Source organism: Sphingobium sp. MI1205, assembly GCF_001563285.1.
Taxonomy (GTDB): domain Bacteria; phylum Pseudomonadota; class Alphaproteobacteria; order Sphingomonadales; family Sphingomonadaceae; genus Sphingobium.
The window spans coordinates 2,280,674-2,307,517 of record NZ_CP005188.1 but is presented as its reverse complement, the minus strand read 5'-3'; the positions used below and the strand labels follow the sequence as shown (position 1 = coordinate 2,307,517).

Annotated in this window: 23 protein-coding genes, 2 tRNA genes and 1 other RNA gene; 15 read left to right on the top strand and 11 right to left on the bottom strand. The window is 62.4% G+C overall.

All coding sequences use genetic code 11. From position 1 onward, the window contains the following. Nucleotides 1–99 precede the first annotated feature (99 nt). The 3 genes from K663_RS11120 (at nt 100) to K663_RS11110 (ending at nt 7,053) form a co-directional block, all read left to right on the top strand. The gene (locus K663_RS11120; RefSeq protein WP_443018927.1) at nt 100–2,106 is read left to right on the top strand and encodes an autotransporter assembly complex protein TamA; all 2,007 of its coding nucleotides are present in this window, start codon (nt 100–102) and stop codon (nt 2,104–2,106) included. Beyond that, a complete protein-coding gene (locus tag K663_RS11115) occupies nt 2,106–6,284 on the top strand; it encodes a translocation/assembly module TamB domain-containing protein (RefSeq protein WP_062117367.1) in 4,179 nt (1,392 codons plus the stop codon). Before K663_RS11120 ends, K663_RS11115 begins: the two co-directional genes overlap by 1 nt. A 115-nt stretch (nt 6,285–6,399) precedes the next feature. Next, complete coding sequence (locus tag K663_RS11110) at nt 6,400–7,053, top strand: outer membrane protein (protein ID WP_062117364.1); 654 nt, start codon at nt 6,400–6,402, stop codon at nt 7,051–7,053. 45 nt (nt 7,054–7,098) lie between these two features. On the opposite strand, the gene pyrF is transcribed toward K663_RS11110, so the two are convergent. Then, nucleotides 7,099–7,773, bottom strand: a complete 675-nt coding sequence (pyrF, locus tag K663_RS11105) for an orotidine-5'-phosphate decarboxylase (protein WP_062117361.1) — start codon at nt 7,771–7,773, stop codon at nt 7,099–7,101. Continuing rightward, entirely contained in the window at nt 7,770–8,072 is a 303-nt protein-coding gene (locus K663_RS11100; RefSeq protein ID WP_335339065.1) for a hypothetical protein, read from the bottom strand. The genes pyrF and K663_RS11100 overlap by 4 nt, the downstream gene beginning before the upstream one ends. Before the next feature lie 201 nt (nt 8,073–8,273). Here K663_RS11100 and ku point away from each other — a divergent pair, with 201 nt between their 5' ends. From ku to K663_RS23320, 3 genes are all read left to right on the top strand, one after another. After that, complete coding sequence (gene ku, locus K663_RS11095; RefSeq protein ID WP_062117356.1) at nt 8,274–9,152, top strand: non-homologous end joining protein Ku; 879 nt, start codon at nt 8,274–8,276, stop codon at nt 9,150–9,152. 2 nt (nt 9,153–9,154) lie between these two features. Then, nucleotides 9,155–11,647, top strand: a complete 2,493-nt coding sequence (ligD, locus tag K663_RS11090) for a DNA ligase D (protein WP_062117353.1) — start codon at nt 9,155–9,157, stop codon at nt 11,645–11,647. A gap of 62 nt (nt 11,648–11,709) precedes the next feature. Further along, entirely contained in the window at nt 11,710–11,895 is a 186-nt protein-coding gene (locus K663_RS23320) for a hypothetical protein (RefSeq protein WP_083535883.1), read from the top strand. An 87-nt stretch (nt 11,896–11,982) separates the two neighbouring features. Here K663_RS23320 and K663_RS11085 read toward each other — a convergent pair whose 3' ends face one another. Next, nucleotides 11,983–12,363: an EF-hand domain-containing protein gene (locus K663_RS11085; protein ID WP_062117350.1), complete on the bottom strand. Its 381-nt coding sequence runs from the start codon at nt 12,361–12,363 to the stop codon at nt 11,983–11,985. A 267-nt stretch (nt 12,364–12,630) separates the two neighbouring features. Between K663_RS11085 and purB the strand changes: the two genes are divergently transcribed. Then, nucleotides 12,631–13,947, top strand: a complete 1,317-nt coding sequence (gene purB / locus K663_RS11080) for an adenylosuccinate lyase (RefSeq protein ID WP_062117347.1) — start codon at nt 12,631–12,633, stop codon at nt 13,945–13,947. 177 nt (nt 13,948–14,124) lie between these two features. Here the strand turns inward: purB and K663_RS11075 are convergent. Both K663_RS11075 and K663_RS11070 read right to left on the bottom strand, forming a co-directional pair. Next, nucleotides 14,125–14,201 (bottom strand) — tRNA-Pro (locus K663_RS11075). A gap of 100 nt (nt 14,202–14,301) precedes the next feature. Next, the gene (locus K663_RS11070) at nt 14,302–14,601 is read right to left on the bottom strand and encodes a JAB domain-containing protein (RefSeq protein ID WP_062120774.1); all 300 of its coding nucleotides are present in this window, start codon (nt 14,599–14,601) and stop codon (nt 14,302–14,304) included. A 227-nt stretch (nt 14,602–14,828) separates the two neighbouring features. Between K663_RS11070 and thyA the strand changes: the two genes are divergently transcribed. The 4 genes from thyA (at nt 14,829) to K663_RS11050 (ending at nt 19,754) form a co-directional block, all read left to right on the top strand. Beyond that, complete coding sequence (gene thyA / locus K663_RS11065; protein ID WP_062120770.1) at nt 14,829–15,719, top strand: thymidylate synthase; 891 nt, start codon at nt 14,829–14,831, stop codon at nt 15,717–15,719. Nucleotides 15,720–15,821: 102 nt separating this feature from the next. Next, nucleotides 15,822–17,129: a 3-methyl-2-oxobutanoate dehydrogenase (2-methylpropanoyl-transferring) subunit alpha gene (locus K663_RS11060; protein WP_062117345.1), complete on the top strand. Its 1,308-nt coding sequence runs from the start codon at nt 15,822–15,824 to the stop codon at nt 17,127–17,129. Nucleotides 17,130–17,373: 244 nt separating this feature from the next. Continuing rightward, nucleotides 17,374–18,378, top strand: coding sequence for an alpha-ketoacid dehydrogenase subunit beta (locus K663_RS11055; protein WP_062117342.1), 1,005 nt, complete (start codon nt 17,374–17,376; stop codon nt 18,376–18,378). Nucleotides 18,379–18,383: 5 nt separating this feature from the next. Continuing rightward, entirely contained in the window at nt 18,384–19,754 is a 1,371-nt protein-coding gene (locus K663_RS11050; RefSeq protein ID WP_062117339.1) for a dihydrolipoamide acetyltransferase family protein, read from the top strand. A 114-nt stretch (nt 19,755–19,868) separates the two neighbouring features. Here the strand turns inward: K663_RS11050 and K663_RS11045 are convergent, their stop codons facing one another. Then, nucleotides 19,869–20,339, bottom strand: coding sequence for a DUF11 domain-containing protein (locus K663_RS11045; RefSeq protein WP_062117336.1), 471 nt, complete (start codon nt 20,337–20,339; stop codon nt 19,869–19,871). A 155-nt stretch (nt 20,340–20,494) separates the two neighbouring features. Here K663_RS11045 and K663_RS11040 point away from each other — a divergent pair, with 155 nt between their 5' ends. After that, entirely contained in the window at nt 20,495–21,649 is a 1,155-nt protein-coding gene (locus K663_RS11040; protein WP_062120767.1) for an AI-2E family transporter, read from the top strand. A 41-nt stretch (nt 21,650–21,690) separates the two neighbouring features. Next, a tRNA-Asp gene (locus K663_RS11035) sits at nt 21,691–21,767 on the top strand. A gap of 150 nt (nt 21,768–21,917) precedes the next feature. Here the strand turns inward: K663_RS11035 and K663_RS11030 are convergent. The 5 genes from K663_RS11030 to K663_RS11015 form a co-directional block, all read right to left on the bottom strand. Beyond that, nucleotides 21,918–22,106: a DUF2842 domain-containing protein gene (locus K663_RS11030; protein ID WP_443019007.1), complete on the bottom strand. Its 189-nt coding sequence runs from the start codon at nt 22,104–22,106 to the stop codon at nt 21,918–21,920. 47 nt (nt 22,107–22,153) lie between these two features. Further along, entirely contained in the window at nt 22,154–22,732 is a 579-nt protein-coding gene (locus K663_RS11025) for a 5-formyltetrahydrofolate cyclo-ligase (RefSeq protein ID WP_062117331.1), read from the bottom strand. 91 nt (nt 22,733–22,823) lie between these two features. Continuing rightward, nucleotides 22,824–22,980, bottom strand: a non-coding RNA gene (ssrS, locus tag K663_RS25260) — 6S RNA. A gap of 11 nt (nt 22,981–22,991) precedes the next feature. After that, on the bottom strand, nt 22,992–23,330 hold the full coding sequence (locus tag K663_RS11020; RefSeq protein ID WP_062117328.1) for a cell division protein ZapA: 339 nt from the start codon (nt 23,328–23,330) through the stop codon (nt 22,992–22,994). Next, nucleotides 23,323–23,520, bottom strand: a complete 198-nt coding sequence (locus K663_RS11015) for a hypothetical protein (protein WP_235589429.1) — start codon at nt 23,518–23,520, stop codon at nt 23,323–23,325. Before K663_RS11015 ends, K663_RS11020 begins: the two co-directional genes overlap by 8 nt. Nucleotides 23,521–23,694: 174 nt before the next feature. Here K663_RS11015 and tkt point away from each other — a divergent pair, with 174 nt between their 5' ends. Beyond that, the gene (gene tkt / locus K663_RS11010) at nt 23,695–25,662 is read left to right on the top strand and encodes a transketolase (RefSeq protein WP_062120761.1); all 1,968 of its coding nucleotides are present in this window, start codon (nt 23,695–23,697) and stop codon (nt 25,660–25,662) included. A 31-nt stretch (nt 25,663–25,693) separates the two neighbouring features. Then, entirely contained in the window at nt 25,694–26,704 is a 1,011-nt protein-coding gene (gene gap, locus K663_RS11005; RefSeq protein WP_062117325.1) for a type I glyceraldehyde-3-phosphate dehydrogenase, read from the top strand. Nucleotides 26,705–26,844: the final 140 nt, after the last annotated feature.

Below are 26,844 nucleotides of genomic sequence, written 5' to 3'. Positions count from 1 at the left end.
TGGCGCGATCATTGCCATACAGGCTGGCGCTTCTTTTCCGATTTGGGCTAGACCGTTGATATGAACACGGGCTTGCGGACCTGGCGCCGCGTATCAGCCATGTCGCAAGCCACCCGGCTTCTTGCCCTGCCTCTCTTGCTGGCGGCCCAGACCGCTTATGCTCAAACCGCTGCATCGCCGGGGAGTGCCGCCGATCCCGAGATGCAACTCGACCCAATGCCGGACCTGGGTGTGGATTGGCCGGATATGGAACAGTCCGATACCGTCGCGCCCCTCCCGCAGGATCCGGCAGATGTCGTCGATATGACGCAGCCGCTGGAAGAGGAAGTCGCTGACCCCAGTGTGGAAGAAGCGGATCAAGTCACGGAGTTCGCAGATTCCGGCGAAGAGCGGCGATACTCGGTGCAGTTGAACGATATCGACCAGATTGCGGATGCGCAGTTCGAGACCCGCTTCAAGGAATTGTCGGTCCTGCGAGAGGGCGAAGGGAAGCCGGCCAACCTCGCGCAGATAAACCGGCGCATTAAGGAAGACAGCGAACTGCTCGACCGTCTGCTGCGCGCCAAGGGCTATTACGCCGCCCGCATCCGCAGTTCCGTTTCTCCGCCGTCGCCGGGCGGAGACAGGCTAGGCGTGCGTTTCGACATCGTGCCAGGTGTACGTTACCTGCTCTCCTCCGTCGATCTTCCGGGGCTATCTGCGGCAGGAGAACGCGAGCCCAAGCTGCGCGAGGCCTTTCCGGTCCACTCTGGCGATCCTGTCGATGCCGACGCCATTCTCGCGGGACAGGAATCCCTGTCGCTCGCTCTGCTCGAAAGCGGTTTCCCCTTCGCGCAGGTCGGCGAGCCGGAGGTCCGTATCGACCATGAAGAGCGAAAGGGCGACCTCGACATCGTTGTGACGCCGGGTGCCTACCGGACGTTCGGATCGATCATCCTGAATGACGAAAAGCTATTCAGCGCCCGGCATGTGGCGCGGATCGCCCGCTTTGACCGAAACGACCCCTATATGGCGTCGGATGTCGAGGATCTGCGGAGTGCAATCGTCGCAACGGGACTTGTATCATCGGTCACCTTGACGCCCAAGGACGCTGGTGACGGCGAACATGTAGATCTGGCGGTAGATGTCCACCCAGCACCGCTTCGTACGATCGCCGGGGAACTGGGCTATGGCACGGGCGAAGGCTATCGCGCCGCCGTCAGTTGGCAGCATCGCAATCTGTTCCCGCCCGAAGGCGCGGTTACATTGCGCGGGGTGCTGGGCACGCAGGAGCAGACAGCGTCATTCACTTACCGACGCAACAATTTCCGCAAGCGAGACCATGTGCTGACCGGACTTTTTTCGGTCAGTAACATCAGGCGCGATGCCTATGACGCCCGGACGATAACGCTGTCCGGCGCCCTGGAGCGGCAAAGCAATATCCTGTTTCAGAAAAAATGGGTTTGGCGGGTCGGCACTGAATTGATCGCGTCGGACGAAAGCGATGCGTTCAGCGGAGGCAGCAGGCGCACCTTCCTGATCGCAGCAGTGCCGCTCAGCCTGACCTATGACGGCAGCGACGATCTTTTGAACCCGACCAGCGGGTTCCGGCTCGGTGGTCGCCTGAGCCCCGAACTTTCTTTCCAGAACAGGACATTTGGTTATTCCCGCGTCCAGTTGGACGGTAGTATTTATCAGCCCGTCGGCGATCGCATCGTGCTCGCTGCACGGGCGCGGTTCGGGACGATCCTGGGTTCGACAGTCGATCAGATCGCGCCGTCCCGCCGTTTCTATGCGGGTGGCGGTGCTTCGGTCAGGGGCTATGGCTATCAGGCGATTGGCCCACGCGATGTCGACAATGATCCAATCGGTGGTAAGAGCCTTGCTGAATTCTCGCTGGAATCGCGCGTACGGTTCGGCAATTTCGGCGTCGTGCCCTTCATTGATGCAGGCAATATTTCCACCAGCTTCCTACCGCGGTTTCGTGACCTGCGTATCGGTGCTGGCCTGGGCGTGCGCTATTACAGCAGCTTTGGACCTATCCGCGTGGATGTGGGCACGCCGTTGAATCCGCAGAAGGGCGATCCGCGGATAGCCGTTTATGTTTCGTTGGGGCAGGCTTTCTGATGGGGGAGGATCGGCCCCAGGATAAACCAGGGTGGCGCCGCCGCGCATGGGATGCGGGGTGGCAGCGCTGGCTGACCGGACTTCTCGCGCTGTTGTTGATTGTCGCTGCAGGGGCGGTCGTCTGGCTCGATACATCGGCAGGACACCGGTTCCTGGCCTCGCGTATTGCCGGCATCAATCCGCCGTCCGGCCTTCGCATCCGTGTCGATCGCATTGAGGGCAGCATATATCGCCGGGCGGTGCTGCATGGCGTCACGCTGTCTGATCCCAAGGGACCGTTTCTGGCGGCGCCGCGCGTGGAACTGGACTGGTGGCCGCTGGCGTGGCTTTCCAATCGGCTCGACATCGACCGGCTGGCTATTCCCGTTGCCAGGCTCCACAAATTGCCGCGGCTTAATCCGGCCAGGCAGGAAGGGCCGATCCTCCCCGGATTCGACATTCGGCTGATGGAGTTTTCCGTTGGCCGCCTCCTGATCGACAAAGAGGTGAGCGGGCGGGCGCAGACCGCGACAATTTCCGGCGATGCGGATATTCGCGGGGGGCGCGCGGTCATAGACCTTTCGGCGCGCGCGCTGGACGGAGAGGATGCTCTCAATATTGCGCTCGACAGCCGACCCGATGATGACCGCTTCGACCTCGACGTCACCCTTAACGCACCGCGAGGCGGCGTCCTGGCGGCGATGACCGGATTGCGACAGGACGGCAATGTGCGCGTCAGGGGCAAGGGCAGTTGGACCCGCTGGGACGGCCGCCTTGCAGCCACGCTGGATGGCTCCCCGGCGGTCGATATGTCGTTGGCGGCACGAAGCGGCATGTACGCTGCTACCGGGTCCGTCGAGGCTTCGGCGATTGCCGGGCAAGGACTGCTACAGCGGCTCTCTGTGCCACGCATCGCCATAAAGGCGCGCGGGTCGTTGAAGGACAGGGTGGTCGATGGCAGGCTGTCGCTGCGCTCGGCAGCTATCGTTATGCATGCAGATGGCGCTATCGATCTGCGCAACAATGCGCTCGACAATATATTGCTCGATGTGAAGCTCACGCGGCCGCAAGCGCTGTTGAAGTCGATGCGCGGGCGAGATGTAGTCGCGAAGGTGCGGCTCGACGGACCATTTTCCGCGTTCGGCTATGAATATCAACTAAGCGCCAGGCAGCTCGCCTTTGACCGCACGGTCATCAGCGATGTGCGCGCTGATGGCAAAGGGCGCCAGGCGAAGAATGGCGCTACGCTGATCCCTGTTCGCCTGCGCGCGCGGCGGCTGGATGGGCAGGGTGAGCTGGTCGAGGGGATCGTCCGCAACTTTGTGTTGGACGGCATGTTGCAGTTGAAGGGGCAGCAGATCGTCAGCAATCCGATGACGATCCGGTCCGACAAGCTGAATGGCAAGTTGCTGATGCTCGCCGACCTCAAGACCGGCCGATATGATTTTGGACTGGATGGGCAGATACGCGGCCTGTTCATTCGCGGTCTCGGCATTGTCGATCTCACGTCAAAGCTGCGGGCAGTGCCGGGGCCAAGGGGCGCATTCAGCCTGAGTGGGAACGCGATGGCCAGGATGCGCCGGTTGGATAACAGCTTCCTGCAAGGGCTGGGCGGAGGTCTTCCGGTCCTCAAAAGCGGGCTGTCGCTGGGGCCTGACAGTCGGCTGACGTTCACGGGGCTGCGCCTTGAGGCGCCGCTGCTCAGCGTCTCTGCAAATGGATATCGCCGCCGCGACCGAACTTTCCATTTCGAAGGAAGCGGTACGCATGATCGATACGGCCCCCTGCGGCTCATACTGGATGGCAGGATCGAGCGGCCGACGGTGGATCTGCTGCTGAACCGCCCACTGGACGCGCTGGGGGTTACCGACATGCGGGTCCAGCTCGACCCCAATAGCGCGGGTTATAGCTTCACGGCGCAGGGAGGATCGACGCTGGGGGCCTTTACGGGCAATGGCGCGATACTGCTTCCCCCCGGTGGACAAGCGGTGGTGAGGGTAGCCCAACTTGCCGTTTCCGGGGTGATAGCAAGCGGGGATTTGCGTCCGGTCACCGGTGGTCTTGACGGGCAGCTGGCTGTGGCTGGCCCGGTGAAAGGCAGCATCGCCTTTGCGCCGGTGAACGCTACGCAGCAACTGGTCCTCAAGCTGGATGCGACCGACGCCAGCTTTACAGGCCCCACAGTCATCGTGGTGCGCCGCGGGAAGCTGGATGCAACCGTTCTGCTCGATCCGGCAGGTACTTCGATCAAGGCCATCGTGCAGGCGCGCGGCTTGCGCGTGGGCGGCCTGCTGGTGGGCCGACTGGCTGCGAATGCCAATCTTGTGGGCGGGCGAGGTTCGGTGAAAGCCAGTGCGTCGGGGCAGCGAGGGCGCCTGTTCGACCTGCAGGGGGATGCCGAGGTTGAACCGGATCGGATCCGGGTCGCAGCGCGCGGCACGATCGACAAGCGCCCGATTCGCCTGACCCGCATGGCGGTCTTTACGCGCAGCGATGATGGGTGGCGGCTGTCGCCCGCGACGATTGCCTATGCCGGGGGATCGCTGCAAATCGGCGGGGAATTGAGTGGCATAACGACGAGCATCGAAGGGCGCATGCAGAAGCTGCCTCTTTCGCTACTGGATATTGCGTATGACAATCTGGGTCTAGGCGGCACGGCCACCGGGTCGCTCAGCTATGTTCACACGCGCGGCGCGATGCCTGTCGGAAAGGCGGAGCTGCGGGTGCGCGGCCTATCCCGATCCGGATTGTCGCTCAGTTCCCGGCCGGTCGATGCGGGGGTTAACGCGATCCTGACGCACGATCGGCTGGCGTCACGCATGCTGTTCGCCGCCGGCGGGCAGACTATCGGCCGGGCTCAGATTTTGCTGACGCCGCTTGGCACCCAAGGCAGCCTGGTCGAGCGGCTGAACCGGGCGCCGCTATTCGGGCAACTGCGTTATAGGGGCACTGCAGACACGCTGTGGCGCCTCACTGGGGTTGAGATCATCGATATTTCTGGCCCGGTGAGCGTTTCTGCGGACGCACGCGGAACGCTGGGCAACCCCGTTATTGCAGGGTCGCTCGCAACCGATAGCGCCGCCATAAACAGCGCCGTTACCGGTATGCGGCTGCATAATGTCAAGGCGCGGGGCCGGTTTTCGGGCGCACAACTTGTCATGTCGAGCTTTTCCGCCAACGCCCAGAATGGCGGCACTGTGACGGGTGCGGGCAGCTTCACTTTCGCCGGCATTGCTGGCGTGGCGATGGACTTACGGTTGCAGGCGGATAATGCCGCCCTACTGGAACGGGATGATATCGCTGCGACCGTGACCGGGCCAATCACGTTACGGTCGAATGGGGCCGATGGCACAATCGGGGGCGACCTGCTGCTCAATCGGAGCCGCTTCACCTTGGGCCGGGCCGCCGCCATAGCGCAAATCCCAGAGCTGCGCGTCACTGAAATCAACCGCAATGGTGAAGAGATTGAGCGCCCGCGAGCAAGGAGACCATGGGCGCTGGCGATCAAGACGCGTGCCCGCAATCGCCTGACCGTTACCGGGCTTGGGCTCGACAGCGAATGGCGTGCCGATCTCGATATCGGCGGCACCGTGACCAGTCCTGCCATCGCGGGCACGGCGCAGCTGGTTCGCGGCGAGTATACCTTCGCTGGCCGCCGCTTCGACCTTCGCGAAGGCAAGATACAGTTTGATGGCCGTACGCCGGTAAACCCCGTTCTGGACATTGATGCCGAGGCTAACGTCAACGACCTTACGGCGGTGATCCATGTCGGCGGGACGGGTCTGAAACCTGTGATCAGCTTTACCAGCATACCCGCGCTGCCTCAGGACGAATTGCTTTCACGGATACTGTTCGGAACGTCGATCACCAACCTGTCGGCGCCCGAAGCCTTGCAACTCGCATCCGCCGTCGGATCATTACAGGGCGACGGGGGGCTTGATCCGATCAATGCTGTCCGCAAGGCGGCGGGGCTCGACAGGTTACGCATTATCGCAGCGGACCCCGCACAGCGGCAGGGCACTTCGCTGGCGGCCGGAAAATATCTTACGCGCAAGACCTATGTGGAACTCATCACCGACGGCCAAGGCTATTCCGCTACGCACATAGAATATCAGGTCACGCGGTGGCTTTCCCTATTGGCGGCCATTTCAACTTTGGGTCGGGAGAGCGCGAACGTGCGAATATCCAAAGACTACTGACGTTGCTTAAATGCCACATTTTCAGCTGTTTATCTGAGGTTCATGCAACCATCGCATGTGGACGGGACTTCCTACACTTCCTCCTCAAGGAGGTAAGTGATGGATGGAGTACCCTATGCGAAAGATAATGGTCGCAACCTTGTTGGCCGGATCGGCCGTCGCCTCTCCCGCCCTGGCGCAAGACGCGGGCACGACCTTCACCGGTCCTCGGGTCGAAGCGATCCTGGGCTATGATCATACGGGCGCGGGCAGCAGCGTCGATAACGACAATGGTGATGATGACCAGTCGATCGATGGCCTGCTCTATGGTGTTGGCGCGGGCTATGATTTCAATCTAGGCAGCGCCGTGGTGGGCATCGAAGGAGAGTTCACCGACTCCACAGCCAAGAGCAGCCGCAATCCATTTACCGACCAGTTCGGTTTCGGCCGGGTGAGCCAGGGCCGCGACCTGTATGTCGGCGCACGTGCGGGCATACTCGCCAGCCCCAACACGCTTGTCTATGTGAAGGGTGGCTATACCAACACCAAGCTGGACGTACTGGCGGGCGACACGGATGAAACCACCGATACGTCGTTCAAACTCGATGGCTGGCGTGTTGGCGCCGGTGTAGAGCGCGCCTTTACCCCGAACATGTTCGGCAAGGTGGAATATCGCTATTCAAAATATGACAGCGCACACATCGATTTTATGGATGGTGGGACGAGCAGCGAGTTCGACATCGACACCGATCGCCATCAGGTCGTGGCGAGCGTAGGCTGGCGCTTCTGATTTGACCCCGGGGGGCTGGCCAAGCCGGTCCCCCGCACTTCAATTCTACAAGGTCGCTTCAATTTCCCGGGCCGCCAGGTCGGGATCTTCGGCGAGGCTGATCGGACGCCCGACGACGAGAATGGATGCGCCCCTGTCCAGAGCCTCGCGCGGCGTTACCGCCCGCTTCTGGTCGCCCATCGTCCCGCCAGCAGGCCGAACGCCCGGCACCACGAAGAAGCCATCGGGCCAGGCGCGTTTCGCCAGCCCCACTTCCTCCCCCGAACATACGATGCCATCCAGCCCCGCCTCCCGGACGAGATTGGCAAGGCGCGCCACCTGATCCTCCGCTTTGCCGCCCACGCCGATGTCGCTCAGGTCGCTGTTGTCCAGGCTGGTAAGAACGGTGACCGCCACAACCTTTGTATGGACGCCCGCAGCCGCCTTCGCGTCCTCCAGCATCGCTCGGCCGCCTGCGGCATGGACGGTGAGGATCGCAGGTTCCAGTCCATTGAGCGCCTGCACCGCCTTCGCGACAGTGTTGGGAATATCGTGGAGTTTGAGGTCCAGGAAAATCGGCAGATCGAACTTCATCATTTCGCGCACGCCATGATGACCGTTGGCGCAGAAGAATTCGAGCCCCAGCTTCAGCCCTCCCACATGTCCGCGCACCCGCCGGGCCAAATCCTGTGCTTTGGTTAGGTCGGGAGTATCGATGGCGACGTATATCGGGCTGCTCATGTTGTTCCTGTTGCGGAGAGAGAGGAGGGAGGTGTTGAAGCCTCTTCGATGCTTGCGGCGGGCGATGAAGCGGGCGCAGACGCTGCTGTGACAGCAACGAGCGCGCGCTCGGTATTTTCCAGTTTCCGCTTCATCCGCCAGCGTGTCGTGCGCGCCATGATCCAGAAGGGAACGGCACCCGCCAGGAATGCGATCAGGATCGGAAACCAGATACGCGTGCCCCAGACGATGTCACCCCAGATTTTGATTTCGGTAGGCCGGTTGTTCGCCTTGCAGAACAGGGCGATCGCGACGGCCAAGACAACCCAGAAGGCAGTCCGCAGGAATTGCATTCGGTATGTCCTCTAGCAGCTGATTTTAGGCAGCTTAGGCCATTTCGACGCAGTTCGGAAGCGTCTCGTCGTGCTGAACCGGTTGGACTATTTCGGAGGAGCCGCCATCCTTCGACCGGAACCCCGGGGGAAGGAGCGCATTTCTGATGTGCAAGGAGGAAGTGGACAATGGCGGCGCGCGCATATTGGCAGGGGCAGATCAGGCTGGCGCTGGTGTCGATCCCGGTCGAAATCTACGCCGCGACCAAGTCGGGCGCCCAGATCGCCTTTCACCAGATTCACGAGCCGAGCGGCAAGCGCGTGCGGTATGAAAAAACCGTGCCGGGCCTTGGTCCCGTAAAGCCCGAAGATATCGTCAAAGGCTTTGAGGTGAGCAAGGGCGACTATGTTCTCCTGCAGCCTGAGGAGATTGAGGCGGTCAAGCTGGAGAGCAAAAAGACGCTAGAGCTGACACAGTTCGTCGATGCGGACGAAATCGACGTCCTTTATTATGAGCGGCCCTATTATGTCGTCCCTGCTGATGATCTGGCCGAAGAAGCCTTTGTCGTGTTGCGGGAAGCCCTTCGCCGCGCGAAGAAGGTCGGGCTTGGTCAGCTTGCCATGCGCGGCCGCGAATATATCGTCTCGCTCAAGCCGTGCGGGCGCGGCATGGTGCTGGAAACGCTCCGCTACGCTGACGAGGTCAACCGGGCCCAATCCTATTTTCGTGAAATCGAGGATGTTAAGCCCGACCCGGAGTTGCTGGACCTTGCCGAGGCATTGATCGAGAAGAAAACCGCGCCATTCAAGCCTGACAGTTTCCATGATCGCTATGTCGATGCGTTGGAAAGGCTGATCGAGAAAAAGAAGAAGGCGAAGGGCCGCCGAATCATCGAGGATGAGGCCGATGCGCCCGTCAAGCGCAGCGGCAATGTCATCGACCTTATGGCCGCTCTCAAAAAGTCGGTCGATAGCGGTGGCCAGAAAGCGCCCGCCAAGGGCGCTCCGAAAAAACCTGCGGCCCGGCGAGCCGCCCCGAGCAAGGCCCCCGCGCGTAAACGAGCCTGATCATGGCCCAAGCCGATCTTCTGAAGGAATATAATCGCAAACGGGATTTCGCCCGGACGAAGGAGCCTGCCGGCAAGCGGGGCCGCACCCGCGGCAACAGCTTTATCGTTCAAAAGCATGACGCCACGCGGCTGCATTATGATTTTCGCCTCGAACTGGATGGCGTGCTGAAAAGCTGGGCGGTGACGCGCGGGCCAAGCCTTGATCCGGCCGACAAGAGGCTGGCGGTCCGCACGGAGGATCATCCCCTGTCCTACGCCAGCTTCGAAGGAACGATCCCTAAAGGCGAATATGGTGGCGGCACGGTGATGCTGTGGGATGAGGGAACATGGGAACCTGTTCCCGGCAAGAGCGCCAATGATCTGGCCAAGGGGCATCTGCACTTCATTCTTCATGGCGAACGGATGAAGGGTGAATGGCTTCTCATCCGCCTGAAGCCCCGCGCGGGTGAAGGGAAGCGCGAAAACTGGCTGCTTCGCAAGATCGATGACGTCCATGCTGGCGCTGCCGAGGATCTGGTAGGCCGCGAACTGACGAGCATCAGGAGTGGCCGGACGATGAGCGAGATCGCTGCCGATGCCCCCGCCATTTCCCTGAAGGGCAAGCGCGGGAAAGCGTTCGACGATGCCATGGCAAAGGCGCAAAAGATGACGCCCGCGCGCGCTACAATCAAAGGGCGGAGCGGAAAGCCGCCGCCGTTCCAGTCCCCGCAACTGGCGACGCTGGTCGATGCTGTTCCGACAGGCAGCCACTGGTTGCACGAGATCAAATATGACGGCTATCGCAGTTTGCTGAGCGTTGCGGGAAGCCGCGTAAAGGTTTTTACTCGCACGGGTCTCGATTGGACGGACCGCTTTGCGTCGCTCGCTCGGGAGGTGGCGAGCCTGAGGTTGCCGCCTGCTCTGATCGACGGGGAGATCGTCGCGCTGGGACCGGATGGAAACCCCGACTTTTCCACCTTGCAGCAGGTCCTGAAGGGCGAAGGCAAGGGCGAGCTTCACTTGTTTGCTTTTGACCTTCTATCGCTGGATGGGGAGGATCTGGCATGGCTGCCCAATATCGCGCGGAAGGAAAAGCTGGCGGCGCTGCTGGGGCAAGGCAGCGACCATGTGCATTTTTCCGACCATATTGTCGGCCCCGGTGAAAAGCTGTTCCGCGCCATGTGCGAGGCGGGGCAGGAGGGGATAATATCAAAGCGTGCCGATGCTCCCTATCGTGGGGGGCGGACCAGGAACTGGTTGAAAGTCAAATGCACGCGGCGGCAGGAATTCGTCATTGTTGGGTGGACGCCAAGTTCCGCCAGTGGCCGCTCGCTTCGCAATATCCTGCTCGCGCAGAACGGCGAGGAGGGTCTTGTCTACGCAGGGAAAGTAGGAACCGGCTTCAACGCTCGAAACAGTGAGGCTTTGCTTCGGCAGTTGAAGAAGTTGAGCCGCAAATCCCCGCCTTTGACGGTGCCGCGCACCGAAGCGCGAAATGTGCAGTGGGTGCGGCCTGACCTGGTAGCCGAAATCGCCTTTGCCGAATTTACCAGCGACAATGTCGTGCGTCACGGCAGCTTCCTTGGCCTGCGCGAAGACAAGCAGGCGCGTGACGTCACGAGGGAGCAAGCAATGACGACACCCCAAGGTGACAGAGATGTCCAAGTGTCCAACCGGGACCGGCTGATTTTTCCGGAAGCGAAGGTGACCAAGGGTCAGCTTGCCGATTATTATGAAGCGGCTGGCGCGATCATGCTGCCATGGATTGCTCATCGACCGATAAGCCTTGTTCGCTGTCCCCAGGGCAGGGCGAAGAAATGCTTCTTCCAAAAGCATGACAGCGGAAGCTTTGGCGATCATGTGAAGCATGTCGCCATTCGTGAAAAGGACGGCGATGAACAGGATTATCTCTATGTCGATGATATCGACGGCCTTATCGCCTGCGTTCAGATGGGGACGATCGAATTCCATGGATGGGGATCGCGGGTGGAGGATGTGGAGAAGCCGGACCGGTTGATCTTTGATCTTGACCCGGATGAGGGTTTGGACTTTGAAGATGTGAAGAAGGCTGCCCGCGACATTCGTCATACGTTGGAGGATATCGGCCTGGTCAGCTTTGCCATGTTATCAGGCGGGAAGGGCGTGCATGTCGTTGTGCCGCTGACCCCGGAAGCGGAATGGCCCAAAGTAAAGGATTTCGCGGACCGGTTCGCCAGAGCGCTTGCTTCAACAGAGCCTGATCGCTTCACCGCGACGATGAGCAAGGCCAAGCGCAAGGGGCGTATTTTTATCGACTGGTTACGCAACCAGCGCGGGGCCACCGCCGTGTTGCCCTATGTCGTGCGCGCGCGTGAAAATGCCCCGGTGGCGGCGCCTGTCAGTTGGACCGAACTGAATGATATCGATCGCGCTGCTGCCTTCACCATAGCGGATGTTGGCCAGTTGCTCGACCGGGCTGGATCACGGGAATTGCGGGGATGGGGCGAAGCGCGCCAAACACTCCCCGACTTTTGAAGGGCAATATGTTTATGCCGTCTTTCCTCCCGCTTTGCCTTTGTGCATAAGTTCGAGCCACTATGAGCAAACCCGATAAAAACACGCCCGACGCAACCACTACTGGCCCGGAAACCAATCCAAAGCCCGACTTGGCATCGGCGGCGCGCAAGACAGCAGGTCGAAGCGTGTGGACGGGGGCAGCGGTCGGTATAGGATCGGCTGCAATCGTCGCTGCGCTGCTATACGCTAACAAGAAGCGCGGCTGATCCAAAAAAAAGAGGCGGCATGGCCTTCGCTCCACGCCGCCCCATGTTGCGACCATCAGGCCCGCCTGATGGCTGACACTTACTGCATCACGCCTCGCCGCCACTGAGATAGCTGATGAGCTCCGTTTTGCTCACCGCCATGCTCTTGTCCTTGTCCGCCGTAGTGAAAGCACCATCGGCCCAGGCCGTGATTTCGGGAGGGGCCAATTTCTGGCCACTGCTCTTCATTTCCTGATCCTTCAGCGCCAGCATCCAGCGTGAAAATTCGGCCTTGTCGAGCATGTTGTCATTGTTCGCATCATAGGCCGGAAATTCCGCATCAATGATTGAAGCAACGGAGTCGGCGGGGCTGGGCGTCGAAGTGGTGGCTTCCGTTTGCGGGCTGCTGGGGCGCGGGCTTGACGCCTCCTGCGCGAGCGCTGGCATCGCGCTCAACAATGCGGTCGATATTATCAGGCCACGAAACATCGATATTTCCCTCAATCACGTTCCGACAGGGCGACGAACCCTGATCGATTCGCACAATACATAAGTCGTAGCCGCGTTTCCTGAACGGTCGTTCATCACCCTCCGTTCACCTTCGCAAGCGCCTCATCTCATCCGCAGATGATGGGAGATTTGGGGTGAAAAGCTGCTGGAAGGAGCGGGGCGCCGCACCCGGTCGCCCAATTTGCCCTTCATTGGCTGGCCTGCTAGGCGGCGCGCGACCCTTTATCAGCAATCAGGATTCGCCCGATGGTGCCCCGTTACGCCCGCCCGCAAATGACCGCCCTCTGGGAACCCGAAGCGCGCTTTCGCATCTGGTTCGAGATCGAGGCGCATGCGACGGAGGCCTTGGGTGAGCTGGGCGTAGTGCCCAAATCGGCTGCCAAGGCGCTGTGGGATTGGTGGGCGACCAACCCGGTGATCGACGTCGCCGCCATCGATGCGATCGAAGCCGTGACGAAGCATGACGTCATTGCCTTCCTGACCTGGGTGGCCGAGCAGGTCGGTGACGAAGCCCGTTTCATGCATCAGGGGATGACGTCTTCCGACGTACTCGACACCTGCCTTGCTGTTCAGCTTTCCCGTGCCGCCGACATTCTGATCGATGACATCGACAAGCTGCTCGACGTCATCAAGCGGCGGGCGTTCGAACATAAGTTGACGCCGACGATCGGTCGCAGCCACGGTATTCATGCAGAGCCGGTCACGTTCGGCCTCAAGATGGCCGAAGCCTATGCGGAATTCAGCCGCTGCCGCGCTCGCCTTGTCGCGGCGCGGGAGGAAGTGGCGACTTGCGCCATTTCGGGCGCGGTAGGCACGTTCGCCAACATCGATCCGCGCGTGGAAGAGCATGTCGCGGCGAAGCTGGGCCTGGCGATTGAGCCGGTGTCCACGCAGGTCATTCCGCGCGATCGTCACGCCATGTTCTTTGCGACGCTGGGCGTCATCGCAAGTTCGATCGAGCGGCTTGCCGTCGAAGTGCGCCACCTGCAGCGGACCGAGGTGCTGGAAGCCGAGGAATATTTCTCTCCGGGTCAGAAGGGCAGTTCGGCGATGCCCCATAAGCGCAATCCGGTGCTGACGGAGAACCTGACCGGCTTGGCCCGCATGGTGCGCAGCTATGCGCTGCCGGCCATGGAAAATGTGGCTCTCTGGCATGAGCGGGACATCAGTCATTCGTCGGTTGAACGCTATATCGGCCCCGACGCGACCATCACGCTCGATTTCGCGCTGGGTCGCCTGACCGGCGTGATCGACAAGCTGCTCGTCTATCCCGAGCGCATGATGAAGAATCTCGACAAAATGGGCGGCCTCGTTCATTCGCAGCGGGTTCTGCTGGCGCTGACGCAGGCGGGCGTTTCGCGGGAGGACAGCTATCGTTATGTCCAGCGCAATGCGATGAAGGTGTGGGAATCCGATGGCCAGCTATCGCTGCTGGAACTGCTGAAGGCTGACCCGGATGTCGCCGCTGCTCTTCCGGCCGAGCAGATCGAGGAGAAGTTCGATCTGGGCTACCACTTCCGCCAGGTCGATACGATTTTCCGCCGGGTCTTTGGGAAAGCCTGACGCCAGTTCGTCGCACTTGGGATCAAAGGAGGGCGCGGAAACGCGCCCTTTTTTGTGTCTGGGTGACGGCAGCATTGGCCATGTCATGGGGGAGCTGCGAGTTGGCTGAATGCGCCGGGCGTTGCAAGCCGCGCAGCGCCTACCGAGCCGCTCTACAGCTATGTCAGAATAATGAATTGGTCGGGGAGAGAGGATTCGAACCTCCGGCCCCTGCCTCCCGAAGACAGTGCTCTACCAGGCTGAGCTACTCCCCGACCGATAGCGGCATTGCTCTACAACGCCGCTGGGCAGGCGGGGTCTATAGAGGGGGCTTTTCGGGCTGGCAAGCGGCTGGGGGCGCTTTTTTTGTCATGATCAAAGCAGACCCGCTGCACGGAAGCTGAACTGGTCGCCGCTGCCCCGGATTACATGATCGGCCAGCTTCACGTCCATGGGGCGAAGGCGGCGGGAAATGGCGCGGGACAGCCGGATGTCGTCCCAGCGAGGTACGGGCGCCTGATCATCGAAGCGCTGCTGTTCGATGATCAGCCACTGGCTGTCCAGCTTCAACAACTCATGCACGACGCAGTGCCAGCCGTCATCGGCGGTGACACGGCGGAGGGGACGCCAATCATTGTCGAGGAGCAGGAATTGCGTGCTTTCTGTAGGGTTCATGGACCCAACATGCTGCCGAGGCGGAGGGACGCCATCCTCAACCGCCTCCACTATGGATATGATGACTATCAAATTGATCCGAAGCGAAAGCAGGATTTGGCTTGAGGCCGTTCGCTCGGCTAGATGCGGCATGGAATCATGCGGAATCGCCGCATCAGGGAAGAACCTCTTTGACCAGCATCATCACCTCCGGCGAAGCGCATTATGAGGAGCAATATCTGGACCTGATGCGCCGGGTCTGGACGGAAGGGGATGAGCGGGTCGATCGCACGGGAGTGGGTACGCGGTCGCTGCTGGGTGCGAGCATGCGCTTTTCCTTGGGTGGAGGCGCTGTGCCGTTGCTGACGACCAAGCGGGTCTATTGGAAAGTGGCGGCGCGGGAGATGCTGTGGTTCCTGTCTGGCGACACCAATATCCGCGAACTGGTGCGGCAGGGGGTCCATATCTGGACGGACTGGCCGCTGGATGCCTATCGGAAGGCGACGGGGGAAGAGATCAGCCGGGAGGATTTCGAGGCGCGGATCATTGCCGATGCTGGCTTTGCCGACCGCTGGGGCGACCTGGGGCCTGTCTATGGTGCGCAATGGGTGAACTGGCCGCGCTACGAGCCGGTGGGGGATGGACTCTACCGGCGGGCGGAAAAGGGGCATAACCAGATTGCGGAGCTGGTCGAGGGGATCAGGAACAATCCGGGATCGCGCCGCTTGCTTTTCACCGGCTGGAATGTCGCGGAGGTGGCGCGGATGGCGTTGCCGCCCTGTCACATGACCTATCAGTTCCAGGTGGCGAACGGGCGGCTGAACGGATTGCTGTTCCAGCGCAGTTGTGACCTGGGGCTGGGATTTGCGTTCAACATCTTTGGCCTGTCGATGATTACCCGGATGCTGGCGCAGCAGTGCGATCTGGAGCCGGGGGAAATAGTCTGGCAGGGCGGCGACGTTCACCTGTATCTGAACCATGCCGAGCTGGTTGAGGAGCAGATCAGCAGGACGCCGGGTGGGGCGCCGAAATTGAGGATAAGCCGGCGGCCGGAGAGCATTTTCGACTATAAGATCGAGGATTTCGAGGTGGTCGATTATGCGCCGCAGAAGCATATTTCGGCGCCGGTGGCGGTTTGAAATCGAGAATGAAATAGCGAGAAAAACGGAACTCTTGCCTTTTGGATGTGTTGTAATATAATAATTGCGGTAAGCAATAATATTGCAAGCGTAGGAGGCGGGATGGGCGACCGGGGCAATTCGGGCGCTGGGATGGCCGGGAATGAGCGGGAGCAGCGGCGCAACCTGCCGCCGCTCCGATTGCATGTGCCCGAGCCGCGCTTCCGCCCCGGCGATGTTGCCGATTTCAGCGATCTGGAGATTCCCGCGGCCGGGATGATGCCGCGTCCCGATGAAGGCGCGGATGCAGCGACTATGCGTGATTTGGCCTATGGGCTGGTTCGCGTTCTCGACGAGGATGGGCAGGCCGTGGGCGCCTGGGATCCCAAGCTACCCCCGGAGACCCTGCTGCGCATGCTGCGCGCGATGGCGCTGACGCGGGCGTTCGACCAGCGTATGTTCAGGGCGCAGCGGCAGGGCAAGACCAGTTTCTACATGAAATCGACCGGCGAGGAGGCGGTGTCGGTGGCGGCGGCGGCGGCGCTGGCGAGCGATGACATGTGCTTTCCCAGCTACCGCCAGCAAGGCGTGCTGATCGCGCGCGGCTGGCCGATCATCGACATGATGAACCAGATTTATTCGAACAAGGGCGACCGGCTGAAAGGACGGCAGCTGCCGATCATGTACTCGGCGCGGGAGGCCAGTTTCTTTTCCATTTCCGGCAATCTGGCGACCCAATATCCGCAGGCGGTAGGCTGGGCGATGGCGAGCGCGGCGCGGGGCGACACGCGGATCGCGGCGACCTGGTGCGGGGAGGGATCGACCGCCGAGGGCGATTTTCATTCGGCCTGCATCTTCGCCAGCGTTTATCGCGCGCCTGTGATATTGAATGTCGTCAATAATCAATGGGCTATCAGCAGTTTTTCAGGGTTCGCCGGAGCGGAGGCGACGACCTTTGCCGCGCGGGCGATCGGCTATGGGATCGCCGGGCTGCGCATCGACGGCAATGACGCGCTGGCTGTCCATGCAGCGACGCGCTGGGCGGCGGATCGGGCGCGGGCCAATCATGGACCGACGCTGATCGAACATTTCACCTATCGGGCCGAGGGGCACAGCACATCGGATGACCCGAGCGCCTATCGTTCGGCGGACGAGGGGAGCCAATGGCCGCTGGGCGATCCCATTGCGCGGCTGAAGCAGCATTGCATCGCGCTGGGCATATGGGACGAGGATCGCCACGCGGCGATGGACAAGGAACTGGCGGAGGAGGTTCGCGACGCCGCGCGGGAGGCGGAGAAGAACGGGATATTGGGCCATGGGCTGCATCATCCGATGGAGACGATGTTCGAGGATGTGTTCGAAGAAATGCCCTGGCACCTGAAGGAACAGCAGCAGGCTATGCTGGACGAGTGGAAGGCGGCGGGGCTGTGATGGGGTTTGTGGCTCTTGACCTCGTCATCCCAGCGAAAGCTGGGATCTCTTGCCTGTACGTTCAGCCTGGAGGCGGGGAGATGCCAGCTTTCGCTGGCATGACGGGCTTTGATAGGGGTCTGGTGCGGCCATCCTCTCTCCAAGCTTCGCTAGCCATCCCCTCTCCAAGCGTCGCTATCTCGGCCAAAGTCACGTGCCTCTGGCCGACCCCTAAAGGGGCGAGGATATGAGTGAAGCCCGCCAGATGAGCATGATCCAGGCGATCAACAGCGCATTGGACGTCATGATGGAGCGTGACCCGGATGTGGTCGTGATGGGTGAGGATGTCGGTTATTTCGGTGGCGTCTTTCGCGCGACGGCGGGGTTGCAGGCGAAATATGGCAAGAACCGGGTGTTCGACACGCCGATCACCGAAATCGGGATCATCGGCGTGGCGATCGGCATGGGGGCCTATGGGTTGCGCCCGGTGCCCGAAATCCAGTTTGCCGACTATATCTATCCCGCGCTCGATCAACTGGTGAGCGAGGCCGCGCGGCTGCGTTATCGGTCGGCGGGGGAGTTCATCGCGCCGATGACGGTGCGGTCGCCCTTTGGCGGCGGGATTTTCGGGGGACAGACGCACAGCCAGTCGCCCGAGGGCATTTTCACCCATGTGTCCGGCATCAAGACGGTGATCCCATCGACGCCCTATGATGCCAAGGGGCTGTTGATCGCGGCGATTCAGGATAATGATCCGGTCATCTTCTTCGAGCCCAAGCGCATTTATAACGGGCCGTTCGATGGCCATTATGACCGCCCTGCAAAAAGCTGGGCCGGGCATCCGGGCGCGATGGTGCCGGCGGGCTATTATCGCGTGCCGCTGGGGCAGGCGCGCACGGTGCGGGAAGGCGAGGCGCTGACCATCCTTTGCTACGGCGCGATGGAGCATGTCGTCGAAAGCACCGTCAGTGAGATGGGCGTCGATGCCGAGATCATCGACCTGCGCACGCTGGTGCCGCTGGACATCGAGGCGGTCGAGCGATCGGTGAAGAAGACCGGCCGATGCCTGATCGTGCATGAGGCGACGCGCACCAGCGGTTTCGGCGCGGAGTTGAGCGCGCTGGTGCAGGAACGCTGTTTCTATCATCTCGAAGCGCCGGTGGAGCGGGTGACGGGGTTCGACACGCCCTATCCGCACAGTCTGGAATGGGCCTATTTCCCCGGCCCGGTGCGGATAGGCGAAGCCATCAACAAGATCATGAGGGATTGAGGGCCATGGCGCTGTTCACGTTCAGGCTGCCCGACATTGGCGAAGGCATTTCCGAGGCGGAGATTGTCGGTTGGCATGTGAAGGTGGGCGACCGGGTCGAGGAAGACCAGCCCATCGCCGACATGATGACCGACAAGGCCACGGTGGAGATGGAAAGCCCGGTGGCAGGCGTCGTGAAGCGGCTGGCGGGGGAGGTGGGGGATCAGGTCGCCATCGGGGCGATGCTGGTGGAGATTGAGGTTGAAGGGGAGGCGGAGGCGGCTGGCGGAGAGCCGCCTTCTGACGCGGAGGTTGAGGCGGAGACGCCGGGACGTGATGATGAAGAGCCTGCTTCGGCGAATGGCGTCATGGCATCCTCCGTTGGCCCTGAGCCTGTCGAAGGGCCGTTGTCGGGAGAGAGGCAAGCGGACAGCCCGGACGGGAGCGGGGAGGCTGTGGGGCCGGAGGATGAGTCCGCCGTGGTCGAGAGTCCCCACCCCCCGGGGCCCTCCTCTCAAGGGGAGGGGGAGGAGCGGCGCGCTGTTCTGGCTTCGCCCGCCGTTCGGGCGCGGGCGAAGAATCTGGGGATTGATCTTTCCCAGGTGAAGGCAAGCGGCGATCATATCCGGCATTCGGATCTGGATGCATTCCTGCTTTATCGTGCCGGGCAGGGCTATCGGCCCGCCGGACAGCGCATGAAACGCGCGGACGAGATGGTGAAGGTCATCGGCCTGCGCCGCCGGATCGCGGAGAATATGGCGGCGTCGAAGCGGCATATTCCGCATTTCTCCTATGTGGAGGAGATCGACGTCACCGAACTGGAGCGGATGCGGGCGCAGTTGAACGGGGAGCGGGGCGATAGGCCGAAGCTGACCATGCTGCCGCTGTTGATCGCCGCGCTGTGCCGGGCGCTGCCCGATTTTCCGATGCTGAATGCACGCTATGATGACGAGGCGGGCGTGGTGACGCGGTTCGGCGCGGTGCATCTGGGGATTGCGACGCAGACTGACGCGGGGCTGATGGTGCCGGTGATCCGGGACGCGCAGGACATGAATATCTGGCAGCTGGCGGGCGAGATCAGTCGGCTGGCCGACGCGGCGCGGTCAGGCAAGGCGAAGGCGGAGGAGCTTTCGGGATCGACTTTGACGTTGACGTCGCTGGGCGCGTTGGGCGGGGTGGCGACGACGCCGGTGATCAATCGGCCGGAAGTGGCGATTATCGGACCCAATCGGGTGATCGAACGGCCCGTGTTCCGGGGACGGGAGGTGGTGCCCGCCAAGCTGATGAACCTGTCGATCAGTTGCGACCATCGGGTCGTGGACGGGTGGGATGCGGCCAGTTTCGTGCAGGCGGTGAAGCGATTGCTGGAGACGCCGGTGCTGTTGTTCGCGGATTAGTGGCGGGCAAATATCCCGTCATGCCAGCGGACGCTGGCATCCTGGACGGGGCGCGCCATCTGGACTGAGATCCCAGCTTTCGCTGGGATGACGCTTGAAATGGTGGCGGCTAAATCACCGCATCATCGCGCGGTAGCTTAGGCGGGCGGTTTCTCCGGGCGACAGGCGGCTGGGCATGGCCCAGCGGAGATGGGTTATGTCGGCGGGCACGGCCCGGCGCGCGCCGCCCAGCGGGGTGGGCAGCCAGAGATCCTCAAGACGGCCCCAGCGTGTACCGCCGTCCACCGACACCTGCATCGCGGGATCGGCCTCGGTCAGGAGAGCGCCGCGTGGGACGGGATTGGTGAGCGCGATGCCTTGCACCGGTTCGCTGCCTTCATTGCGCCAGTGGACGACGAAGACGAGCTGGTCGCCCGGCGCGGCGCGGCTGGCGCTGGCGAGGATGCGGCGGTGACGGCCGTTGATGTCGGTGTGGACGCGTTCGACGAACATCTGCCTTTCCACGCGCAGGTCCGGCTTTGCCATCGCCGCAGGAGCTATCATCGCCCATGCCGCCATGCCCGCCAGCGCCAGTTTCCGCTTCATTCCGTTCACCCTGTTCCGTTTGCCGAAAGGTGTAGGACCAAAGCGGCGAAGATTTGGTTAATCGGCCCTTTGCCACGATGCGAGCATGGAATGAAATTGACGCGCCGCAGCAGGCCGGTACACAACAGGATCAGGCGGCAGGATCGAACCATTCAGTGACACCCCATGACCAGCGGGAAATCAATCGACGGCGCGACCGCCTGCTGGCGTCGATTGCGCTGACGACCGGCATCGGGCTGATCCTGGCCCTGCCCTTCGCCTTGCGCGAGGGGGCGGAGTTTTTCCTGCCGCTGACCGCCGCGCTGGTGATCGCGATCGCGCTGGTGCCGTTCCTGGAATGGATGGAGCGGCGGCGGGTGCCCCCGGCGATAGCGGCGCTGGTCGCGGTGATCGCTTTCCTGCTGGTGGCCAACATGGCGCTGGTGCTGATCGTGGTTCCGGCGGCCGACTGGTTCCGGCTGCTGCCGCAGCGGCTGCCCAAGATACAGGACAATCTCGCTCCGCTGATCGACTTTTACTCGCAGCTTCAGCGGTTCGTCGATGAAACGGTGCAGATGCTGGCGACGGGGCCGGTGGCGGCGGCGCAGACGGCGGCGGTGGATGCGCCGCGATCGCTGCTGCAGTTCGCGGCGACTTCCGCGCCATCGGCGATCATCCAGATGGTGTTCGCGCTGCTCATCATCTATTTTTTCCTGGCGAGCTGGACGGGGCTGCGGCGGCGGACGATCAACAGTCGGGGCAGTTTCGACGGGGCGATGGCGATCGCGCGGGTGATCCAGAATGTGGTCGATGCGACGTCGGCCTATGTGCTGACCATCGCGACGATCAATCTGTGCCTGGGGCTGGCGGTGGCGCTGGCGCTGTGGCTGATCGGCATGCCCTCGCCGCTGATGTGGGGCGGGATCGTCGCGCTGCTGAACTTCGTGCCCTATTTCGGGCCGATGCTGGCGGCGGCGCTGCTGGCGCTGGGCGGGTTGATGGTGTTCGACGATGTGTGGTGGGCGCTGCTGCCCGCCGCGACGCAGGTCGGCTTTCACCTGGTCGAGGCCAACGTCATCACGCCGACCGTGCTGGGGCGGCGGCTGACCATGAATCCGCTGCTGATCCTGGTGTCGCTGACATTCTGGGGATGGGTGTGGGGGACGCCGGGCGCGTTGCTGGGCGTGCCGTTGCTGATCATCATCCAGACCGTGGTGGCGGCTGCGGGAACGCCGGACATTGCGGGCTTCCTGTTCGAGCGGGGGACGCTGACGGTGGCTCCGCGCGAAGAAAATGACGAGAAAGAAGAAAGTGGTGAAAGAGCCGGTTGACAGGTCCGGCGCACCCGCATAGATGCCCGCCCACACCGAACGCGGGTGTAGCTCAGTTGGTTAGAGCGCCGGCCTGTCACGCCGGAGGTCGCGGGTTCGAGCCCCGTCACTCGCGCCACTCTTTTTGAAGAGTGGATGGCCCCAAGAGGCCGAAACTATCCCAAATAATTGATGGTCGTCATGCCAGCGGAAGCTGGCATCTCGTGGGCTAGGCTGTGTCCGTTTAGCCTGAGATCCCAGCTTGCGCTGGGATGACGGAGAGAGCTGATCAGCTGCGCCGCCAGCGGCCTGTTTCCATCCAGGCGAGCAGGCGCTTCAGGGGCAGGATCCAGATCCAGATGAGGCCCAGGAACACATAGACTGGCACCTGCGCGATCATGGGCAGGCGGCCGATGAAGCCCGACAGGCTGCCGATCAGTATCGCCCACAGCGTGATGAGTCCCAGGATGATGAACATGCCCACGGGCTTGCGCCAGCTGGGCTGATAGGGGGCGGGCTGGCGGTTCACGCGTCTGGTCCTTCGATCAGTTCGATTTCGGTGAGGATGATGTCGAGCGGCAGATCCCATGGATCGGCGGGCAGGGCTTCATGTTCCTGCACCGACCAGGCAAGGCCGATCCGCAGCGCATCGGGGTAACGGGCGAAGGCGCGATCATAATAGCCGCCGCCTTGCCCAAGCCGATTCATTGCCCGGTCGAAGCCGAGCAGCGGGGCGATGATGACGTCCGGCGCGACGGCGGGGCCGCTGGGTTCGGGATGATGTGTGCCGTAGAGGCCGGGATGGAGTTGATCCTCCGGCGTCCAGCCGAGGAAATCCATGCTGCCCAGCCGGTCGATGACACGGGGCAGGGCAAGGGTCTTGCCCATGGCGGCAAGCTGGGGGGCGAGGCGCTGGGCCGGGGCTTCGTCGTCCAGGCCCATATAGAGCGCGACGGTCTGCATATCGGCCAGCCGCCGGGCGAGGGGGGAGGGAACCGCCTTGAACGCCAGCCGGTGCGCAAGCGGGTCGAGCGACGTCAGGAACGCGCGGCGGCGTGTCCGGGCGAGGGTGCGCAGGGCGTTTTTGTCGGGATCGTCGCTCATGCGCCGCATTTAGACCCGGCGGGAAGGGGTGGAAACCTGTTTCTCGCCAGCACTTGCAACGACTGGAGAAAAGGAGGCGGGCGGAAAGGGTGACGGGACCGCCTTGGCCGTTTGCTGGAATATCCTCTGACGCCTCAACGTCAGGTGGGGACCATGTAGATCGGGCCTGGACCCGCCCAGGGACAGCCCCCGTGGATGTGATTATCGCCTCAGGGATGTTCGCTAAAGCTCGTACCAGGCAGTGCCCGTCACGACCAATCTAGGCGTCGGGACCCGGCACGGCAAGCCTGTCGCTCAGCTTTTCTATGCGCGCGGCAAGCGCCTCGATGGCGCGGGCGGCGGATTCGTCCTCCTCTTCGCCAAGGGCCAGGGTCTGTTGGCGGCCGGCGGCTTCGCGTTTCAGGTCGTTGAGTTCGTCCGCCAGGAACAGGGCGGCGAACAGCAGAGTGCGCACTTCGGTCAGGCCGGGCGTGTTCTGTTGAGCCAGGCGCGCCTTGCGCTCGATAAGGCTGGCGAGATGGGCAAGATGCGCTTCCTCGCCATCGCGGCAGCGGATGGCGTAGTGACGCCCGGCAATCTGAAGGCTGGTTTCAGCCATGCGCGCTTCCTTTGATATCGGCGATCAGTTCGTCGAGCGAGCGGAGCGCGGCGCGGGCGGCGGCGGGGTCCATGCCGGGGGAGGAAGGCGGAGAGGCGCTCGCCGAGACGAGGCCGTCCACATCCTGTTCGAGCCGCCCGACCGCGCGTTCCAATGCGTCGATCGCCTGCATCATGCGATTGCTTGCCATGACCTACGCATAAACAAAGTTTTCGCCTTGCAAAAGCCGTCATTGGACGGCTTGGCGCTCTGCAAGGGCCTGCCACGGTTGACGCTTTGGGTGCAAGGCGACAAAGGGGACGCGATTTCGATTCGCCGGCTCAGCAGGGGGCCGCTCAGCCAAGCAGGAAAGACGCCAGCCCAGATGACCGTTTCCGAAAAGTCGCTCGCCAGCGCCATCAGGGCGCTTTCCATGGACGCAGTGCAGGCGGCGAACAGCGGCCATCCGGGCATGCCGATGGGCATGGCGGACGTCGCGACGGTGCTGTTCAAGGATTATCTGAAGTTCGATCCCAGCCAGCCCAAATGGGCCGACCGCGATCGTTTCGTGCTGTCGGCGGGGCATGGATCGATGCTGATCTACTCGTTGCTGCACCTGTCGGGCTATGCGCGGCCGACGATCGAGGACATCGCCAATTTCCGCCAGTTGCATAGCCCCTGCGCGGGCCACCCGGAGAATTTCGAGCTGGCGGGCGTCGAAGCGACGACCGGCCCGCTAGGTTCGGGGCTGGCCACTGCCGTCGGCATGGCGATTGCCGAGCGGCACCTGAATGCCAGCTTCGGCGACGATCTGGTCGATCACCGCACCTGGGTGATTGCGGGCGACGGGTGCCTGATGGAAGGCATCAACCATGAAGCGATCGGCCTTGCGGGCCACCTGAATCTTGGCCGCCTGATCGTGCTGTGGGATGATAACAAGATCACCATCGACGGCGCGGTCGACCTGTCCAGCAGCGAAGACGTCCGCGCGCGCTATGCCGCGACCGGATGGCATGTCGTGTCGTGCGACGGCCATGACGTCGCCGATGTGCGCCGCGCGATTGATGAAGCGCTGGCTGATCCGCGTCCGTCGCTGATCGCCTGCGCCACCAAGATTGGCTACGGCGCGCCCAACAAGGCGGGGACGTCGGGCGTTCACGGTTCGGCGCTGGGTGAAGCGGAAGTCGCGGCTGCTCGCGAATTTCTCGGCTGGACCGCTGAACCCTTTGTGATCCCCGAAGATGTGGCCGCCGAATGGCGCCGGATCGGATCGCGCGGTGGCGAAGTGCGTGCGGCATGGGAAGGCCGTCTGGCTGGCAATGGCCAGAAGGCCGAGTTCGAACGGCGCATGGCGGGCGATCTGCCCGCCGATTTCTCGCTGGAAGCCTATATCGACACGCTGATCGCCAATCCGCAGAAGGTCGCGACCCGCAAGGCGAGCGAGCTGGCGCTGGGCGCGATCAACGATCTGCTGCCCGAAACGCTGGGCGGTTCGGCGGACCTGACCGGGTCCAACAACACCAAGACCAAGAGCACCGGTCCGCTGACGAAGGACGATTATTCCGGCCGCTATGTCTATTATGGCATTCGCGAGTTCGGCATGGCCTGCGCGATGAACGGCATGGCGCTGCACGGCGGCGTCATCCCCTATGGCGGCACATTCCTGGTCTTTTCCGACTATATGCGCGGCGGCATCCGTCTTGCCGCGCTTCAGCAGCAGCGCGTCATCCATGTGCTGACGCATGACAGCATCGGTCTTGGCGAAGATGGCCCGACGCACCAGCCGATCGAACATGTCATGTCGCTGCGCATGATCCCCAACCTGGACGTTTATCGTCCGGCGGACATCGTTGAAACCGCCGAGTGCTGGGAACTGGCGCTCAAGGACAAGGACGGCCCGTCGGTGCTGGCGTTGACCCGGCAGAACCTGCCCCAGCTTCGCACCGGAAAGAGCGAAAATCTTTCCGCCAAGGGCGCCTATCGCCTGCGCGCCGCCGCAGCGGATCGCAAGGTCGTGCTGATCGCCACCGGTTCGGAAGTCGAGATCGCGGTAGCGACCGCCGACCTGCTGGAAGCGCAGGGCATTGGCGCGGACGTGGTGTCGATGCCCAGCTGGGCGCATTTCGAAGCGCAGCCGCAGGCGTATAAGGATGATCTCCTTCCGCACCATGTGCTGCGCGTGTCGATTGAGGCAGGGACCACATTCGGCTGGGAACGCCATGTCGGCATTGCGGGCCTGCGTTTCGGCATCGACACTTTTGGCGCGTCGGCTCCGGCGGAAGCGCTTTACGACCATTTCGGCCTGACGGCCGCAAAGATCGCGCCGCAGGTTGCGGCCGCGCTGGATCATTAAGAACATATCTACCAATCAGGAGGCTAGTGCAGTGGCAACGAAGGTAGCAATCAACGGTTTCGGACGTATCGGCCGCCTGGTGGCGCGCGCAATATTGGAGCGCACGGACCATGATCTGGAGCTGGTGAGCATCAACGACCTGGGCGATGCCAAGTCGAATGCCCTGCTGTTCAAGCGCGACAGCGTTCATGGAAACTTCCCCGGCGACGTCAGCGTCGAAGGCGACGCCCTGGTCATCAACGGCAAGCGCATCGCCGTGACCGCCGAGCGTGATCCCGCCAAGCTGCCGCACGCCGCGCAGGGCGTGGAGATCGCTCTGGAATGCACCGGCATCTTCGCTGACAAGGCGAAGGCGAGCGCGCATCTGACCGCTGGCGCCAAGCGCGTCGTCATCTCCGCGCCCGCGACCGGCGTGGACAAGACCGTCGTGTTCGGCGTCAATCATGACACGCTGACCGCCGACGATGTCGTTATCTCGAACGCGAGCTGCACGACCAACTGCCTCGCCCCGCTCGCCAAGGTGCTGCACGATGCCGTCGGCATCGAAAGCGGTTTCATGACGACGATCCACAGCTACACCAACGACCAGAACACGCTGGACCAGATCCACAAGGACATGCGCCGCGCCCGCGCCGCTGCCCTGTCGATGATCCCGACCACCACCGGCGCTGCGCGCGCCGTTGGCGAAGTGCTGCCCGAACTGAAGGGCAAGCTGGACGGTTCGTCGGTGCGCGTGCCGACCCCGAACGTATCGGTCGTCGACCTGAAGTTCATTGCCAAGCGCGACACCACGGTCGAGGAAGTAAACAAGTTGCTGAAGGCCGCTTCGGAAGCCGGTCCGCTCAAGGGCATATTGGGCTATTCGGACGAGCCGCTGGTGTCGATCGACTATAATGGCGATCCGCGCAGCTCGACCGTGGACAGCCTGGAAACCGCGGTCATCGACGGCAAGCTGGTGCGCGTGCTGAGCTGGTACGACAATGAATGGGGCTTTTCCAACCGCATGATCGACACGACCGGCGTGGTTGCGGGCCTGCTGTAAGCGAATAGGGGCGGACTTTGCGGTCCGCCCTTTTTTTCATCGTCCCGGCATGGGCCGGGATGCCTGATTTTGACGTCCTGACCGCGGCATGAGATCCCAGCTTTCGCTGGGATGACGGTGGGGCGGTAGGAGATACCGGT